Here is a 19,418-nt window from a genome sequence, read left to right on the forward strand (position 1 = left end):
CTGTTGTAAAAAATATAACTTTATTTAAAACTTTTTTTTAATATTTAAATATATATACGAATATGGGGTATATATTTTTTTAATATTAAGAAAAATACTCTTGATATTTTGAGATACTTTGTATAGTAAAAATAAATAGATTATTGCTAGAATAGGGAGAGATTTTTAATTTGATTATTATAAGACTTTAAGTAAATAAGTAGGATTGAAGTATCTAAAAACTTTTATTTTATCAAAAAATTATTTGCTTAGTTTGATTTTAAAGCTATTAATAAGTATAAAAATATTATTATTTAAATTCAACTATTCCTCAAAAAAGCGATTTTTAAGGAATAGTTGAAATGAAAAGTTTGGTTACATAACAGTAATTTTAGTTACAAGAATGAAACTGTAAAACTTAGGATTTTATTTATATAATTGCATTGAGAATATTTAATTTAGGAGGTAAGATATGAAAGTAAAAAAATTTAAAACTGGTGTAGTCTCAGCATTAACAATTATGATGATAGGAGTATCATTGACAAATGTATCAGCTATGGAATTAAATGAGAGCAAGGAATTTGAAACTAAATACAATGAGATAAAAAGAGATTTTCAAGAGGAGTATGGAAACGAAGACAAATTCAATATAACATTAGATGATGAATTTACAAAAGAAGAAGTGAATGGAGCAAAGGGGATTATAAAGACAACTAATAAGGTGAATAATGAAGTTGTAATCTTAAATTATTTCGATGAGATGAAATCTGGAATTGAATTTGAATTGAAGCCAAAAGAAGAAAAAAATGCAATTTTAAGAGAAGAATTCCAACAAGGATATGGGAATGAAGATAAATTTAAAGTTGTGTTAGATGATGAATTTACAAAAGAAGAAGTAAATGGAGCTAAAGGGATTATAAAGACAACAGATAAAGAAACAGGCGAAGTTGTTGTATATAATTACTTTGATGAGCTTGAAAAATAATACTAAATGTAAACACGATTGTATTAAAATATAAAATAATTAAATGTAAAAAGTTGTATCAAAAATATAGGATGACTAAATCTAAAACAATTGTATTAAAAACATAAGATAACTAAATCTAAAAATGATTGTATTAAAATGTAAGATAATTAAATGTAAACACGATTGTATTAAAAATATAAAATAATTAAATATAAAAAATTGCATCAATATAAAATTTAATATGAGGGTGAACTTTATATATTTAGAGTTCACCCTTATAGAAAATATAAAATCTAATTTATTAAATGAATATTTTAAAAAGTCAGTCTATTTAATTTATACTAATATTCTACAGAATTTAATCAATAAAGATTAAAGAGTATTAGAAAGAAAGGGTATTAAATGTTTACTCCATGCTGAAATAAATTTTTCTATTATGATAAAACAGGATTTTGCAATAATTCTAAACAGTAATATAAGTCAATTTTATAAATATTTACATAGCTTTTTTAATTTCTAGTTTTGATTTTAAGACATCTAAAAATTTGTAACAATCTTCTGGATATATTTCTCCCATGTTTGCAACTTGGAAGATATTAGCATCTAAGAATTTGCCCTTTCCAGGATATACTACATAACCATTTTCCCTTTCTAAATCCGATATAAACTCATTTATATCTATTTCTTTAGGCAAAAACACAGAGGTAACCGTATTAGACATATACTTATCTGGAAGTAAAAATGTTAGACCTAGTTCTTCCATTCCATTTCTTAAAATAGCAGAACATTCTCTATATCTTTCTATTTTATTGTCATCTTCTAAAAACTCAGTTAAAGCTTCATTAAGAGCAAATATTAAAGTGACATTAGGTGTATTTGGTGTTTGAGAGGACGATTTTGCAAGTTTGTAGTGTTTATAAAGACTAAGGTACACATTTTTACATTGATTTTCTTTAATATTTTGTAAAATGTTTTCTTTAGCACAAAGATATGCAGAGCCTGGGAATGCACCAAGAGCTTTACCACCAACACCAGTTATTATATCTATATCAAACTCATCCACATCAATATATTCTCCAGCAGAGGCACTTATTGCATCTACAAAGAATATTTTATTATACTTTTTAGCAAGTTTTCCTAGTTCAGGTATTGGATTTATCATTCCTGAGCTAGTTTCATGAAATACCATAGCAATTACTTTTATATCAGGATTTTCAATTATATATTTTTCTAAAATGTCTAAGTCTGGATATTCTGCCCATTCAAAATTGGGCTTGTATGTTTTTACGTTATAAGCAGATAATATTTCTTCTAGCCTTTCTCCAAAAACACCATTACTAACTAATAAAGCAGCATCTTCTTTATCGAATATAGAAGACAGTACACATTCATTTACAGATGTTCCAGAACCAGATACAACTAATGAGTAATAATCAGAAGTTGCATTATATAGTTTATTGATTTTCTGTTGAGTATCCTTGAATAAATCCATAAACTCATCTCCTCTATGGCATATATCATAGTGAAGAAGTGCGTTTCTAACCCTATCTGTAACCATTACTGGTCCAGGACTAAATAGATATGTTTTTTTCATTGTAAATCCTCCTTAAAGTTTAATTTAAAATTTGTGATGACTGTTTATGTGTAAATATTATGATATTATGTGTTATTTTAACTAGATTATAGAATAAAATAGTAAATATTGCAATAATATTTTAATTAAAATACTTTTAAAATCATTTAAATTAAAAAATACAAAAAATATCGTAATAAATATTGTATAAATCCACAGAATGATATAAAATATAAATAACTTGAATAGATTTTATATTCAAAAAATAAAGAAGAATTAATTAATTCTGAAAATAAAGGGGGACGTTTAAAGTGAAATATGTATTAGCAATTGACCAAGGAACAACAGGAACAAGAGCAGTATTAATAAATGAAAAATCAGAGTTTGTTTTTAGTGATTATATGGAACATACTCAAATATATCCGCAATCTGGATACGTCGAACATGACCCTATAGAAATTTGGAATAATACAAAAACTGTAAGTAATAATGTATTACAACAAGCTTTTGAAAGTGGAATTAATGAAAGTGATATAAAAGGAATTGGTATAGATAATCAAGGTGAAACAGTAATGCTATGGGATAAAAATACAGGGATGCCACTTTACAATGCTATTGTATGGCAGTGCAGGAGAACTTACGATTATGTGGAAAATTTAAAGAGGGTGCCAGGTCTAGAAAATAAAATAATAGATAAGACTGGATTAATTATAGACCCGTATTTCTCAGGTACAAAAATTAAATGGGTAATAGATAATGTAAAAGGTGTAAAGGAAAAAATAAAAAATGGAGAAGTGCTTGCAGGAACATTAGATAGTTGGTTAATTTGGAAAATGACAGGAGGAAAATCCTTTTTAACAGATGTATCCACAGCAGCAAGAACGATGCTTTTTAATATAAGAGATATGGATTGGGATAGAGAGTTACTTGATATTATAGGAATACCTAGAAGTATTTTAGCAGATATAATGCCTACTAGTGGTGATTTTGGAACTACAGATAAAGAGGCATTTTGTGGTGTTTCTATAAAAATCACTGCCTCAATGGTTGACCAACCAGCAGCCTTGTTTGGTAATGGATGTTTTGAACCAGGGATGGTCAAAAATACTTATGGTACAGGTTGTTTCTTATATATGAACATAGGTGAGGAGCTAAATATAGCAGGTAATGGTATATTGACAACTGTTGCTTGGAAGATAGGAGATAAAGTTACTTATGCTTATGATGGAGGTGTGTATATAGCAGGTGCTGCAATACAATGGCTTAGAGATGGAATTGGAGTTATAAAAAATTATTCGGAAACTGATGATATGGCAAACTCCATATCAAGTACTGGTGGTGTGTATTTTGTACCAGCATTTGCAGGGATAGCAGCACCTTATTGGGACCAATATGCTAGAGGTACAATGGTTGGGATAACCGGAAGTACTAAAAAAGAGCATATAGTAAGGGCAACTCTTGAATCTGTTGCACTTCAAGTTAAAGATGTTGTTGATTCTATGAATTTAGCTTCAGGTAAAGATATAAAAATGTTGAGAGTGGATGGTGGAATTACTAAAAATAACTTTACAATGCAGTTTCAAGCTGACATATTAGATATACCAATTGAAATTGCAGAAAATCCTGAAACAACAGTGCTTGGGGTAGGGTATATGGCAGGTCTTTCTTGTGGTGTTTGGAATAGTATTGATGAAATTAGAAGTGAATTTACAGTAAGTAAAAAATATATCCCAAATATGACTAATCAAAAAAGAGAAGAGATACTAATTGGATGGAATCAAGCAGTAAAAAGAGCTATGAATTGGGAAAACGATACCAAAAAAATGTGTGCTAATTAAAGTACAATAGAGAATTTTACATATACAGGAGGAAATAAATATGCCCTTTGATAAAATTATATTATACATAATGGCTGTGGGTGTGCTTTTAGGAGCATTAGATAGGATAATTGGGAATAAGTTTGGGCTTGGAGAGCAGTTTGAAGAAGGATTTAATTCAATGGGGCCATTAGCATTAGGAATGGTTGGTATAGTTTGTTTAGCTCCAGTCATTTCAGATGTGTTAGGACCTGTGATAATACCAATCTTCAACCTTTGTGGAGCAGACCCATCTATGTTTGCTACTATTTTAGCCAATGATATGGGAGGGTATCCATTAGCCATGGAACTTGCACATAATAAAGAGGCAGGAATGCTTGCAGGATTAGTTGTGTCGTCCATGCTTGGGTGTACATTGGTATTTTCAATACCAGTAGGATTAGGGCTTATAGAATATGAAGATAGACCATTTTTTGCAAAAGGCTTACTGATAGGATTGATAACTATACCTTTTGGAGGTATTGTAGGAGGCTTAATAGCAGGATTTAACTTATCAATGGTAATTATAAATATGATACCAGTGATAATATTGGCAGTAATATTAGCAGTAGGATTAAAATTGAATTCTACACTTATGATAAATGGGTCATTAATTTTTGGGAAATTTATATCCATATTAATAACAATAGGATTGGGAGCCGCTGCATTTCAAGAAATAACAGGAATAGTGCTTATAAAAGGAATGACACCAATAAGAGAAGGAATTCAAGTAATTGGAAGTATTGCAATAGTATTATTAGGTACTTTTCCAATATTGCATTTGCTAGTTAAAGTTCTTAATAAACCACTTACAATGGTGGGAGGTAAATTAGGTATGGATGCGACCAGTGCAGCAGGGTTAGTATTTACTTTAGCTAATAGTATTCCAGTATATAAAATGATGAAGGATATGAGACCAAAGGGAAAAGTAGTAAATACTGCATGGTTGGTTTGTGCTACAGCAGCTCTAGGAGACCATTTAGGATTTACAGCAGGAGTAGTGCCAGAGATGATTACGCCTGTTGTAATTGGAAAGTTGGTTGGTGGAGTATTGGCAATTGCACTTGCTATGGTCATGACAAAAGACTTAACTTTAGAAGAAGAACAAAGTGTTAGAGTTAAGAAAGATGTTGTATGAAATGAGTAGTACTTAAACAGAATTTAAGTTACTTTAAATTAAAAAATCAAATGACTAAGAATATAATTAAATAGTTCAAAATAATAAAGTAGCATAAAACATTGAAGTAATTGAGAGTATTAAACTAATCTCAAAATAGTAACATAATAAAAAATATAAAGTATTATTTAGATATAAATGGAGCTAAATAAATAATTATTTGGCTCCTTAAGTTTAATTTATTATGCCAAGGAATTAAAAACCAATCATATGAACTAATTATCTGCTATGACTAAAGGTATTCCTCTCTGAGAAAATTCTATTATTATATCATGGTCTATATTAGAGGATGTAATAATAGTATCTATATGTTCTATAGGAGCCACTGATGCAAATGAATTTATACCAAACTTAGGAGGTTCAACAACCACTATAGATTTTCTAGACCTTTCAATCATTTTTTTTCGAACAAGTGCTTCTTCCAAATGATAGTCAGAAATACCATTTTCAAGAGTGATACCTCCAGCACCTAAAATAGCCTTATCAACATTAAATTGTTCAATAGCTGATAGTGTGAGTGGGCCAGAAAAAGAACCTTCAGTTTCTCTAAGATAACCACCAAGTACATATACTTTTATATTAGTATTCATAAGTTCATTTGCCACTAAAATTGAGTTGGTTATTACAGTTAAATTTTTTTTGTCTTTTAAATTTTTTGAAACTTCAAGAACAGTAGTTCCAGTATCCATAAAAATAGTATCATTTGTATTTATAAACTCACTGCATTTGATTGCAATTTGTTTTTTATCATTTGAGTTTATTTTTTTTCTTTTAACATAGTTGAGTTCTACACTACTTGCTATAACTGGTATAGCACCACCATAGACTCTTTTTAAAAGTCCAATACTCTCCATATGGGCTAAATCTCTTCGTGCTGTCTCTATTGATATGTCAAACATTTGAACTATGTCATTTATTTTAATTATATTATCTGATTCGAGAATACTTAAAATTTTCTCGTATCTTTCCTGTGGTAACATAGAATATCCTCCTTGGATTAATATTATTTTAGCTTTGAGCATAACTTATGATTAAGTCAGGATTTATGTATATTTGTTAATGTATGTATATTTATCAAATAATATTATAAGTATTATGCAAGATAATTTTACCATATTTGAAACTTACATTTAAGCAAAAAAGTAAAAATAGATATTTAATAATTCAAAATAACTTAAATTTTATAAAATAATTGACTAAAATATAATTTTATTATATAATTTACTAGTAAAGACAATCTGGAGAAGTACTCAAGTGGCTCAAGAGGATCCCCTGCTAAGGGATTAGGCTGGGTAACCGGTGCGAGGGTTCGAATCCCTCCTTCTCCGCCAATTATTAAAGGCTATTCTTGTTAAAGGTAGTCTTTTTGTAGTGTCTTTAATAAAAGTAATTTACTAAGCAGAACTAAAGAAAGGAGGGAATAGATGACAACTTTAATTTTTTTCATAGTGGGAATAGCATCTTTAGTGGTTGCTTTCGTTATTGATGGAGGACATATTGGAGCACTATTTGTGTTTTCATCAGCACTTGTTGTCTTTGGTGGGACTATAGGAGCTGTTGGAGCTTCAACGCCATTTCCCGTGTTTAAAAAATCTATAAAGATAATGTTGTTAGCTTTTAAAAATAAAAAACCTAACAACATAGAAAATATAATCTATTTTAAAGAAATTGCAATAAAAGCTAGAAAAGAGGGGCTTCTAAGCATTGATAAGGAAATAAATGACAATAATGATTTAGACCCTTTTATTAAAAAAGGGCTTGAACTTATGGTAGATGGAGTTGATGCAGCTACTATAAGAAATATCTTGGAATCACAGATACAGATAACATCAAAACGACATAAAGAGGGTATATCAATATTTGATTCAGCAGGGGGATTTGCACCTACACTGGGGATAATAGGTACCGTTATGGGATTAGTACATATTTTAGGTAATCTTTCGAGTAATCCAGATGCACTGGGTCCTCAAATATCCGTTGCATTTTTAGCTACATTATATGGTGTTGGTTCTGCCAATTTAATATGGATACCAGTAGCATCAAAACTTAAAGCTATAAACCAACAAGAAATAAATGAAAGACTTTTGGTGATAGAAGCAATATTATCTATACTTGAGGGGGATAATTCTAATTTAATGACAGAAAAATTAAAAATATTTTTAAATTCAAAAGAATTAATCGAACTTGAAGGAACAGATAGTAGAGCTGAATAATATAAAAGGATGGAATATTTATGTTACATGATGAAGATGAAAAAGAAGAAAACAATGAGCGATGGCTTTTAACTTATTCAGACCTCATAACACTACTTATGATTTTCTTTGTCATAATGTATTCTATGAGTAATGTTGATGCAGAGAAATATAAACAATTATCTGAATCTCTAAATTCTGCATTTGGTGATTCTTCTGGGGTTATTGAAGGTGGTAAGAGCCAAATGGAGCCAGTAGTTGAACCAGGAAGTAATAATTTAGATAGTTTACAAAATGCTGAGTTCAAAAAAGTTGGTGAGGAAATTCAGAAGTATTTAAATGAAAATGGTATGGCGAATTCAGTATCATTAAAAGCTCAGGATAGAGGATTAGTAATAAGTCTTAAAGATACCATACTATTTGATACTGGAAAAGCAGTTGTAAAGAATAATTCTAGAGATAAAATTATTCAAATAGGTAAGATGTTAAATGAAATGAATAGTTACATAAGGGTAGAAGGTCATACAGACAACATGTTTATAAAAAATTCTGAGTTTAAGTCAAATTGGGATTTATCAGTTATGAGAGCAACCAATGTTGTTCAACTTCTTATTGACAATGCAGGTATAGCACCAGATAAATTATCTGCTGTAGGATATGGCGAATTTAGACCAATAGCAGAAAATTCATCTCAAGATGGTATGTCAAAAAATAGACGAGTTGATATAGTCTTAGTTGATAGTAAATATGATAATGTAGAAAATGTTGGTGAAAATAAATAGTTAAACAAACTATCTCAAGGCAGAATTATTTCTAAAAAGAGATAGTTTTTTTATGTAAAAATTAAAAATAGATGAACAGTAAGTTACCTTTTTGGAAGAATATATGGTATCTTAAATATATAATGTTTAAACGATAAAAAACTCAATTTTAAAATTTTTATAGAGGGTGAGGAAACAAATGAGTAATAAGAATAAAAACACGAAGTATAAAGATAAAACAAGAGAAAGGTATAATAAAAAAGTTGATACTTTAAATAAAGAGAAGCTAAAGGAAACTAACAAAAAATCTAAAAATGTAGATAAGGTTGATGATATTATTAATAAATCTAGTATTGTATTATGTATTCTTTTAGTAATATTTTCTTTACTTTATTTGTTTAAGTTAGTTCAACTTAATGTAATAATGACGCTTTTAGTGATTACAGTGGCTATTCAACAAGGTTTGGTATCGTTTGGAGCATTTAGAAATAAAAATTATGCAAAAGCCCTATTTTCAGTATTTGTAATTATATGCTTCTTAATTGCTTTTAAATATGTTGTTAATCCTGTTTAAATATATCAATAAACGTTCTATAATTAATATAAATAGTGAAGTTGTAGTTTTAATGCTATTATAATTTTATAAATTTGAAGGAGTAGATTTTATGAATAGGTGTAAGTTTGCAAAATTAATTATCACATCAATGATTGTTTTATTACTTACAGGGTGTAGTTTGAAAAAGGAAGATAATTATAAGCTGGACCCAGAGAATCCAACATCAATAGAAATTTGGCATTATTATAATGGACAGCAAAAAATAGCTTTTGACAAGCTTGTTAAGGAATTCAATGACACTGTAGGTGCTGAAAAAGGAATTATTGTTGAAGCGTTTAGTCAAGGTAATGTTGTTGATTTATCAGAAAAGGTTTTAGATTCTGCAAATAAAAAGGTTGGTTCTGAAGATGTACCAAATATATTTGCGGCATATTCAGATACTGCTTATGAAATGGATAAATTAGGATTACTAGTGGATATGGACAAGTATATAAGCAAAGATGAACTAAATGAGTATATAGATGAATATGTAGAAGAGGGCAGAATAAATTCTAATGAGGAGTTTAAACTTTTTCCAATTGCAAAATCTACTGAGATTTTGATGATAAATAAGACTGATTGGGATAAATTTGCCAAAGCTACAAATTCAAATATCAATGATATACAAACAATAGAGGGATTAACAGAAATATCAAAAAAATATTATGAATGGACAGATAGTTTAACAAAAGAGCCTAATGATGGTAAAGCGTTTTTTGGAAGAGATGCTTTAGCAAATTATATTATTATAGGAAGTAAGCAATTAGGAGTAGAACTTTTTTCTGTTAAAGATGGAAAAGTTACATTAAATATTGATGAAAAAGTTATGAGAAAATTATGGGATAATTTTTATGTACCATATATAAATGGATATTTTGCATCTTATGGTAAATTTCGTTCTGATGATGCAAAAACAGGAGATATATTAGCTCTTGTGGGTTCTAGTTCAGGAGCAGCATACTTCCCAGATAGAGTAGTGTCAAATGACAACGAGAGTTATAAGATTGAAACATCTGTTTTTGAAGCTCCTCGTTTTAAAGGAAAAGAAAAGTATGCTGTACAACAAGGTGCAGGAATGGCTGTAACAAAATCCACTAAAGAAGAAGAATATGCATCAGTAGAATTTTTAAAATGGTTTACAGATAAAGAACCTAATATAAAATTTTCTATTGCTTCTGGATACTTGCCAGTAAAGAAAAAAACAAATGATTTAGATGTTATAAAAGAAGTTATGAAGAAAGACGATTTAAATGTATTAAATAAAGTTGAAGAATCAATAGTTTCATCTATTGCACAAATTAAAAGCTGTAATTTATATACTAATAAAGCATTCGATGGTGGAACTAAAGCTAGACAAATTCTTGAATATTCGATGCTTGATAAGGCTAAAGAAGATTTAAATAAAATAAATGAATTAATAAAAAATGGAACTTCTAAAAAGGATGCAGTAGCACAATTTAATAATGACAAGAATTTTGAAACTTGGTTTAATGATTTTAAGACTGAGCTTGAAAATGCTACAAAAGAGTAGATGAATTGGCGGTTAGTGTGTCAACATGCACAAAGGTATAGGTGGAATTAAGTATGGAAAACAATCTAAGAAAAAATAATTCAATAATGAAAAAGATGATATTTCCCCTAATTATTGTTATGCTAATTCAAACAAGTTTATTTTGTGCCACAATTTTATGGGGAGGAACTATTAAGAAGTTAAATGACAATTCATTTGATATTTTAAATGAAAGAGTAATTAATCGCAAAAATTATATACAAAATGAGATGTTGCAAAGATGGTCAAAGACAAGTGAAACGGAAGCCGCAATTAATTCATCTGTAAAAAAGGTTTTAGATGAAAATAATGTTTCAATCAAAGATGTAGGTGAGAATGAAGAAATTAACAAGGAGATTATAAAAAATATATCTAGTAATTTGATATATCTTTTAAGAAAAAATTCTGTTACAGGCTCTTTTGTAATATTAAGTAATAAAAACATTGAAGATGATTCCATGAGTAAAGGTGAAATAAGCAAGACGGGACTGTATATAAGAGATTTAGACCCTAAATTTAGTCCAAATGATAATTCTGATTTGTTAATTGAGAGAGGTTCATCAGATATAGCAAGAGACTTTGGAATATCTATGGATAGTTATTGGGCTCCAAAATTTTCATTTAAAAGTGAAAACAAGCGAAAAGGAGATAATTTTTTTTACAAACCATTTAGAGCGGCAATTGATAATCCAAATGTATCAAGTTCTAATTTAGGATATTGGGGAAGTAAGTTTCTATTAACAAATGCAGGCGATAAGGTTATGACATATTCAGTTCCTCTTATTTATGAGGATGGAACTGTATATGGAGTACTTGGAATAGATTTAAGTATAAACTATTTAAGTGAATTACTACCATATGCAGAGATAAATGGAAACAAAAAAGGTAATTATATTTTAGGTGTGGACAGAAATGATGATATGGCATTTGAAAATGTAGTTTCAAATGGATATTCACTAAAAGAAAAATTTTGGGATGGTTTACATTCTAATTTAGAACAGAAAGAATCTTATAAGAATGTATATAAGATTAAAAATGAAGATAATGATTATAGTAGTGGGAATATTTATGCTAGTGTGCAATATCTAGATTTATATAATTCCAATACTCCATTTGAAAATGAACGTTGGGCTCTTTTGGGGATTATTGAAGAAAAAAGCCTTTTATCTTTTTCAAAAAGAGTGGAGCGTTTGGTTATAGTATCTATAGCAATTTCTTTAGTAATAGGACTTATAGGTATTTATATAGCATCAAGACTGTTTACAAAACCAATTGTTCTTCTAGCCAAAAAGGTTAGAAATAGTAATCCATCAAAACCAGTAAATCTTGATAAAATAAATATATCTGAAATAGATGAATTATCTTCAGCTATAGAGCTACTTAGTGCAAATGTTGCAGATTCTTCTTCAAAATTATCACAGATTATAGAGATGGTAGATATGCCTATTGGAGCTTTCGAATTGTACAAAAATACAGATAATGTTTTTTGTACAAAAGGATTTTTTAATGTATTTATTACAGAAAAGGGATTCCGAGAATATGGTTATATGCAAAAAGATAAGTTCCTTAAAAAAATGAAAAAGCTAGATAAATATTTACAAAAAGGTTATGAAACAGAAAATACATATATATATAAATTTGAATCTGAAGATAAGAGGTCTAAGTGGGTAAGATTAAACCTTGTTGAAGATGAGATAAAGGTTCTCGGTGTTGTTGTTGATGTCACAAAAGAGTTCGTTGAGAAAAGAAAAATAGAGTACGAAAGAGATTTTGATATTTTAACTAATCTTTTAAATAGGAGAGCATTTTACTCACAGATACAAGAGAAATTCAAAAACAAAGATGAACTTAAGGTAGCAGCATTTGTTATGTGGGATTTAGATAATTTAAAATATATCAATGATACATATGGACATGATACTGGAGATGAATACATTAGATGTGCAGCAGGAATACTTAAAAAGTTTATATCATGGAATGGTATAGTTTCTAGGCTTTCAGGTGATGAGTTTTATGTATTTATATATGGATATGAAAGTAAAGAGAGTATAAGAGCTATTATTAATTCTGTTAAGATACAGATGAGTAATACATTACTAAAACTTCATGATGGAACAGAATTTAAAATAAGAGCATCAGCAGGAATTTCTTGGTATCCTTACGATTCAAGTAACTATGATGAATTAATGAGATATGCAGATTTTGCTATGTATCAAATTAAAAACACAATCAAGGGTGAAGTCAGTGAGTTTGATATCAATATATATAATAAGGATTCATTCTTATTGAGTAACAGAGAAGAGTTAAATAAATTGATTGATGGTCAACTTGTTGAGTATGCATTTCAAGCTATTGTAGACTGTGAAGGAAAAGTTTTTGCATATGAGGCACTCATGAGACCTAAAATAAAAACTTTCAGTTCTCCAGTGGATGTTATTAGATTGGCTCGTTCACAATCTAAATTGTATCAAATTGAGCGTATTACTTGGTTTAAAGCACTTAAATCATTTAAAAAATACAGAGAGAAGTTTGGAGATTGTAAATTGTTTTTAAATTCTATTCCAAATAATAACCTATCAAAAGTGGATTTTGAAGAAATTGAGGATTTATATGGTAATTATTTGAATAGAGTTGTATTAGAAATAACAGAAAATGATAAAATTAATGAAGATTTTATTGAGAAAAAGAAATCTTATATAAACCATTGGAATATAGAGATTGCTTTGGATGACTTTGGAACAGGCTACAATGGAGATGCTGTACTATTATATATAATGCCAAATTACGTAAAGATTGATATGTCTATTGTAAGAGGGATTGATAAAGATGAAGACAGACAGAAAATATTAAAAAATCTTATTTCATACTCTAATGAAAGAAATATTAAAGTAATAGCAGAAGGTGTAGAAACTAAAAGTGAGATGGAAACATTAATTAATCTTGGAATAGATTATATGCAGGGATATTATATTAGTAAACCATCATTTATCCCTGAAGATATAAGTGATAAAATTAAAAAAGAGCTCAAGATGTGTCATGAAAATAGGAATGATGTGATTTAATAGAGGAAAAATTACATGTATTTTTATGAACTTTTGGTTTATAATTAAAAAGAAAATAATATAATTATAAATTAGGGTGGTGGAGCTAATAATCACAACAAATATAGATATAAGAAAGTTAAATGAAAATCAATTAGAAGCAGTTGAACATATAGATGGGCCTTGCATGATACTTGCAGGGCCTGGTTCAGGTAAGACTAGAGTAATTACATATAGAATAGCCAATATGGTAGTAAATAAAAATATAGCACCAACGAGAATCTTAGCAATAAGTTTTACCAAAGCATCTTCAATAGAAATGAAAAATAGAGCTTTAAGTTTAAGTGATGATATAAGGCTTAACAAAGTAACCTATGGAACTTTTCACTCTGTATTTTTTAAAATTCTAAGGTATTTTGAAAGGTATAATCTAGATAGTATATTTGATGAAAAATCAAAGCGAATAACAATCAAGGCAATACTAAAAAGCTTAAATATAGAGAATGCTGATGATGATGAGAATATAGGACAAGTTATAAATGAAATTTCTTATGTAAAAAATGAACTTATGGATAAGAATGAATTTAGTTCAGAGGTACTGACAAAAGATGAGTTTTTGAAGGTATATAATTTATATGAAGAGCAAAAATCTAAAGTTAATAAAATTGACTTTGATGACATGCTTATAAAGACTTACTATTTACTCTTAAATGATAAGTCTGCATTAGAGATGGTTAGAAATGTATATAAATATATATTGATAGATGAATTTCAGGATATAAATAAAGTACAGTTTGAAGTTTTAAAGTTAATTTCTAATCCACTAAATAACATATTTGCTGTTGGAGATGAGGACCAGAGTATATATGGTTTTAGAGGAGCAAGACCAGACTTTTTACTTGAATTTGAAAGATATTTCAATAATACTAAAAAAATAATATTAGACGTAAATTATAGGTCTAAAAGTGAGATAGTACATATTGCAAATAGGCTTATAGAAAAAAATAAAAATAGATATGAGAAAATTATTAAATGTAGTCAAGGCACTGGAGGAAGTGTGAGTTATATTTGTCCACATGATTCAGAAGAGGAAGCTTTATATATTGCCAAGGAAATAATTGACGAAATAAAAAAAGATTATGTAGAGTATTCTGATTTTGCAGTGATTTATAGAACTAATATACAGTCAAGAGCATTAGTAGATGTATTTATGGATATGAGGATTCCATTTGTAGTGAAAGACTCAGTAATTACAATATATGACCATTGGGCAAGTCAAGATATACTAGCATATTTAAGAATAGGTATTAATCCAAAGTCAAATAAAGATTGGTTAAGAATCATAAATAAGCCATTTAGATATATATCTAAGGATAATGTAAATATGGTTAAGGATGAAAAAGATTTTATAACTGCACTAATAAATAAATGTAATCTCCATCCTAAACAAGTCAAAACCATAACTGATTTAGAAATAGACCTAAGTTATTTAAACACTTTAAATCCTAAAAATGCAATATCTTATATTAGAACCAGTCTTGATTATGATAGATATGTATTAGATTATTGTAGTAACAGAAAAATAAAGACTAATGGTCTTGTAGAGATATTAAATGAACTTGAGAGTTCGGCTACAAATTTTAATACTGTGACAGAGTTTTTAGAGCATATTGATAGAGTAAAGACTGAGTTAATGGAAAACAATAAGAATAAGCAGACTGATGGTGTCATATTTACAACTATGCACAGTGCAAAAGGATTAGAATTTAGAAATGTTTATATTATAGGTGTAAATGAAGGAACAATACCTCATGAAAAGTCATATGATATTTGTAAGGAAGAGAAAAAAGAAGAACAGTTAGAAGAAGAAAGGCGACTTATGTATGTTGCTATTACAAGAGCTGAAGAGAAATTGTGTATAAGTTCTACTTTAAATAAATATGGTAAAAAAGTTGATAAATCATTGTTTATTGACGATATAAAATCTCCAACCAAAAAAGAAATTGATAGTATTGGCGTAGGTGATAAAGTGCACCATAAAAAATTTCATGAAGGAGAAATAATTAAAAAAGATGGAATTATGTTTACAATAAAGTTTAAAGATAGGGAGCGAATTTTAGACCTGAAAACTTGCTTATTGAAGAATATAATTTATATTATTTAATTTAGAAGCCAAACTTAGATAGATAGAAAATGTATTATTTATATAGGTAAGAAAGAATTATATTATTTATGTATGATATTTAAGGCAAAGATATAGATAAAAAATATATTATTAAAAAAATAGCTCAAAATATGAAAAATGTTATTTATTAATATCTAAAGAATATAAATAAATCTAAAAGATGCTATTTATGATTATCTAAAGAGTAGAGCTAAATATACATCGTAGTGTTTAAATAATTTACAAATAAAATTATTAAAAAAATAAAAAACTTATTGACAAAAATATTATAAGGAAGTACAATTGTATTAACAATTTAAGGAAACAAATCCAGTGATAGAGAAAGTAGCATATATGGATTTACAGCGAGTTAGGGGTTGGTGTAAGCCTAGCAATGAAGTCTATGTGAAGAGAGCTCTGGAGGAGATTATCAGAAGTTTTAGTATGATAATTGGTTTGCCCGCCTTAAGGGATTGAGAGGATAAGTACTTACTTATCAAAAAGAGTGGTAACGCGGATATAATTCGTCTCTTAGCTGTAAAGCTAAGGGACTTTTTTGATTTAAAAATCAAAATATCCACATAGCTTACAAGCTAACATTCACAAATTTTGAAAGTTGTAAAAGTATTTATCAATAAGAGTGGTAACGCGGTAAAGTCGTCTCTTAGTCATTAAAGACTGAGGGACTTTTTTTGTAACTTGAAACATTAAAGTATTAAAATCTGAGGGAAATTATAATTAAAAGAGAGGGGTAATTAAAATGAAAGCATTTAAAAAATTATTAAGTTTAGGATTAGTATTAGGATTAACATTATCACTAGTAGGATGTAGTGGTGGAGAAGAAAAAACAAAATTAGAACAAATAAAAGAGAATGGAAAATTGGTTGTAGGTACTAGTGCAGAATTCCCACCATTTGAATTCCATAAAGTAGTAGATGGTAAAGACTCAATAAAAGGATTCGATATGATGTTGGCTGAAGAATTTGCAAAAGAGCTTGGTGTAAAGGTTGAAATTAAAGATATGTCGTTTGACGGATTAATAGGTGCTTTAAATGCAGACCAAGTTGATATAGTTCTTGCAGGTATGTCTCCAACACCAGAAAGAGAAAAGAGTGTTGATTTCTCAGAATTATATTATTTAAGCAGAAATGCAGTTATAGTTAAAGATGCAGATATAGACAAAGTAAAAAGTGAAGATGATTTAAAAAAACTTAGAGTTGGAGTACAAGCGGGAAGTATCCAAGAAGAATATGTGGTTAACACTCTAAAAATGACAACTACAAAATCTTTAAAAGCAATACCTGATTTAATTACAGAATTAAAAAATGGAAACATAGATGCAGTTGTTACTAATGAAGCAGTTTCTTTAATAAATGTTAAAAAATATGATGGAATCAAAATGGCAAATACTGAAGTTGGTAAAGATGTAACAGAAGGTATGGCAGCAGCAATCAAAAAAGCTGATAATAACAAAGACTTTATAGAATTATTAAATAAAAAGATAAAAGAATTACAAGATGGTAAAAAAATAGACGAATTTTTAAATGAAGCATCTACTGAAGCTGCTTCAAATTAGTAAGAAAGTTATGTGGGAGATGAAATTATGAGTTTAGATTTTAGTTTTTTAAGTAGATTTGGAACTTCTTTTCTGGAAGGAACAGGTGTGACAGTAGGAATTTCTCTTGTGGCATTATGCTTTGGATTTATAATAGGTATAATCATCTGTATGGCAAAAATATCAAAGAGTAAAGTATTAAGAGCAATATCATCAATCTATATTGAGATTTTAAGAGGGACACCATTATTAGTACAGATATATATAGTATGGTTTGGATTACCTCAATTAGGAATAAGATTCCCTATGTTATTTGGTATACCAAGTGAATTTGTAGCTAGTGCATTTGCATTATCAGTAAACTCTGGAGCGTATGTGGCAGAGATACTTAGATCAGGTATACAATCAGTTGATAATGGACAAATGGAAGCAAGTAGATCATTAGGATTAAATTACTGGTCAACTATGAGATATATAATAATACCTCAGGCTATAAAGAATATACTACCTTCATTAGCAAATGAGTTTATTACACTTGTAAAAGAATCTTCAATAATATCTGTAATAGGAGTTGTTGAAATAATGCGTACTGCTGACATAGTAAAAAATGCAGCGTTTAAAGCATTAGAGCCATTAATAGTAGCGGCAGCAATTTACTTTGTTATAACATTTACTCTATCAAGATTAGTTGGATTATTAGAAAAGAAACTATCTGTGTCTAACTAGATGAGAGCATGTTTAGCATTTAGGGAAAACATAGAATAGTAAAAAGGAAAGTGATAATATGATTACAATAGAAAATTTAAGTAAATCTTTTGGAGATTTAAATGTATTAAAAAATATAGACTTAGAAATCGCTAAAGGTGAAATAATGGTTATAGTAGGTCCTAGTGGTTCTGGTAAAAGTACACTTCTTAGATGTATGAATTTACTAGAAGTACCTACAGGTGGAGAGATAATATTTGAAGGAAAAAATTTGGTTGATAAAAAAACTAATATTGATGAAATTAGACAAAATATAGGTATGGTGTTTCAAAACTTTAATTTATTCCCACATAAGACTATTTTAGATAATATAACATTGGCACCAATTAAATTAAAAAAGATGACAAAAGAAGAAGCAGAAAAAAAAGCAGAAGTTTTGTTAAGTAGAGTTGGTCTTTTAGATAAAAAAGATTCCTATCCATCACAATTATCTGGAGGACAAAAGCAGAGAATAGCAATAGCTAGAGCTCTTGCTATGGAACCAGATATGATGTTATTTGATGAGCCAACATCGGCTCTTGACCCAGAAATGGTAAACGAGGTTTTGGATGTTATAAAAGAGCTTGCCAAAGAAGGGATGACAATGGCGATTGTAACCCATGAAATGGGATTTGCAAAGGAAGTTGCAGATAGAGTTATTTTTATAGATGGAGGAAGTGTACTAGAAGATAATACTCCAGAAGAAGTTTTTGGAAATCCAAAACATGAAAGAACTAAATCATTCTTAGCAAAAGTGTTATAATATACAAAAAAAGGATGTTATTGATATTAGAAACTCAATACATCCTTTTTTTATGATTATTAATATAAGTTTAAAATAAAATTAATATTAATCTCATTTTGCTAAATTTTCGCAGAAAAAAAGAGCTCGGGGTAAGCTCTTTTTTTCCACCGAATCAATTTCCGTTATCAATCCGATTTTTAATAAATATAAAATATATCCTTATGAAAGGGTATTGGGAATAGATATATTAACTAACTAGGGTTACCAGGGGGATAACCTTAATTTATTATAACAAAATGCGACACAAAAATCAATATTTTTTTTGATATAAATTATAAAAGTTATTTTTATAACAAGTAAGCTTATAAAAATAACTTTTATAGTAAAAATAAGCATATGTATAATATAATATATTTATTTTATATAATATATTATTTTATCATATATTGTATTTTATAACGTATTTTTGTAGGATATAGTATAAGTATATTATATTTTACTATAAAATTTTATAATAAAG

Annotated in this window: 14 protein-coding genes, 1 tRNA gene and 1 other annotated feature; of the genes, 13 read left to right on the forward strand and 2 right to left on the reverse strand. The window is 28.4% G+C overall.

The features are described from left to right. Positions 1-451 precede the first annotated feature (451 nt). Positions 452-964, forward strand: a complete 513-nt coding sequence (locus ACTG45_RS04230) for a hypothetical protein (protein WP_479919899.1) — start codon at positions 452-454, stop codon at positions 962-964. Positions 965-1,442: 478 nt separating this feature from the next. Here ACTG45_RS04230 and ACTG45_RS04235 read toward each other — a convergent pair whose 3' ends face one another. Further along, positions 1,443-2,540, reverse strand: a complete 1,098-nt coding sequence (locus ACTG45_RS04235; RefSeq protein WP_479919900.1) for a pyridoxal-phosphate-dependent aminotransferase family protein — start codon at positions 2,538-2,540, stop codon at positions 1,443-1,445. Positions 2,541-2,830: 290 nt separating this feature from the next. On the opposite strand from ACTG45_RS04235, the gene glpK reads away from it, so the two are divergent. Together glpK and ACTG45_RS04245 are read left to right on the forward strand one after the other, a co-directional pair. Next, positions 2,831-4,357, forward strand: a complete 1,527-nt coding sequence (gene glpK / locus ACTG45_RS04240; RefSeq protein WP_021383544.1) for a glycerol kinase GlpK — start codon at positions 2,831-2,833, stop codon at positions 4,355-4,357. Between the two features lie 40 nt (positions 4,358-4,397). Next, complete coding sequence (locus ACTG45_RS04245; protein ID WP_021383547.1) at positions 4,398-5,513, forward strand: ethanolamine utilization protein EutH; 1,116 nt, start codon at positions 4,398-4,400, stop codon at positions 5,511-5,513. Positions 5,514-5,767: 254 nt separating this feature from the next. On the opposite strand, the gene ACTG45_RS04250 is transcribed toward ACTG45_RS04245, so the two are convergent. Continuing rightward, positions 5,768-6,532: a DeoR/GlpR family DNA-binding transcription regulator gene (locus tag ACTG45_RS04250; protein ID WP_021383536.1), complete on the reverse strand. Its 765-nt coding sequence runs from the start codon at positions 6,530-6,532 to the stop codon at positions 5,768-5,770. A gap of 260 nt (positions 6,533-6,792) precedes the next feature. Here ACTG45_RS04250 and ACTG45_RS04255 point away from each other — a divergent pair. The 10 genes from ACTG45_RS04255 (at position 6,793) to ACTG45_RS04300 (ending at position 18,916) form a co-directional block, all read left to right on the forward strand. Then, a tRNA-Ser gene (locus tag ACTG45_RS04255) sits at positions 6,793-6,883 on the forward strand. A gap of 93 nt (positions 6,884-6,976) precedes the next feature. Further along, positions 6,977-7,765, forward strand: coding sequence for a motility protein A (locus ACTG45_RS04260; protein WP_479918224.1), 789 nt, complete (start codon positions 6,977-6,979; stop codon positions 7,763-7,765). A gap of 20 nt (positions 7,766-7,785) precedes the next feature. Further along, entirely contained in the window at positions 7,786-8,526 is a 741-nt protein-coding gene (locus tag ACTG45_RS04265) for a flagellar motor protein MotB (RefSeq protein WP_021383541.1), read from the forward strand. 178 nt (positions 8,527-8,704) lie between these two features. Beyond that, positions 8,705-9,079, forward strand: coding sequence for a hypothetical protein (locus tag ACTG45_RS04270; protein WP_021383549.1), 375 nt, complete (start codon positions 8,705-8,707; stop codon positions 9,077-9,079). A 91-nt stretch (positions 9,080-9,170) separates the two neighbouring features. Continuing rightward, positions 9,171-10,631, forward strand: a complete 1,461-nt coding sequence (locus ACTG45_RS04275; protein WP_021383537.1) for an extracellular solute-binding protein — start codon at positions 9,171-9,173, stop codon at positions 10,629-10,631. A gap of 53 nt (positions 10,632-10,684) precedes the next feature. After that, complete coding sequence (locus ACTG45_RS04280; RefSeq protein WP_021383539.1) at positions 10,685-13,711, forward strand: EAL domain-containing protein; 3,027 nt, start codon at positions 10,685-10,687, stop codon at positions 13,709-13,711. 76 nt (positions 13,712-13,787) lie between these two features. Then, positions 13,788-15,854 carry an ATP-dependent helicase gene (locus ACTG45_RS04285; RefSeq protein WP_479919901.1) on the forward strand — a complete coding sequence of 689 codons (2,067 nt, stop codon included), beginning with the start codon at positions 13,788-13,790 and terminating at the stop codon, positions 15,852-15,854. Positions 15,855-16,178: 324 nt separating this feature from the next. Continuing rightward, positions 16,179-16,389 (forward strand) — a binding site (T-box leader). A 225-nt stretch (positions 16,390-16,614) separates the two neighbouring features. Continuing rightward, the gene (locus ACTG45_RS04290; protein ID WP_021383550.1) at positions 16,615-17,430 is read left to right on the forward strand and encodes a transporter substrate-binding domain-containing protein; all 816 of its coding nucleotides are present in this window, start codon (positions 16,615-16,617) and stop codon (positions 17,428-17,430) included. Positions 17,431-17,457: 27 nt separating this feature from the next. Next, positions 17,458-18,135 (forward strand): amino acid ABC transporter permease, encoded by a 678-nt coding sequence (locus tag ACTG45_RS04295; protein WP_021383538.1) that lies wholly within the window; start codon positions 17,458-17,460, stop codon positions 18,133-18,135. A 58-nt stretch (positions 18,136-18,193) separates the two neighbouring features. After that, a complete protein-coding gene (locus ACTG45_RS04300) occupies positions 18,194-18,916 on the forward strand; it encodes an amino acid ABC transporter ATP-binding protein (protein WP_479919902.1) in 723 nt (240 codons plus the stop codon). Positions 18,917-19,418 lie beyond the last annotated feature (502 nt).

The organism is Clostridioides sp. LIBA-7602 (assembly GCF_056688945.1).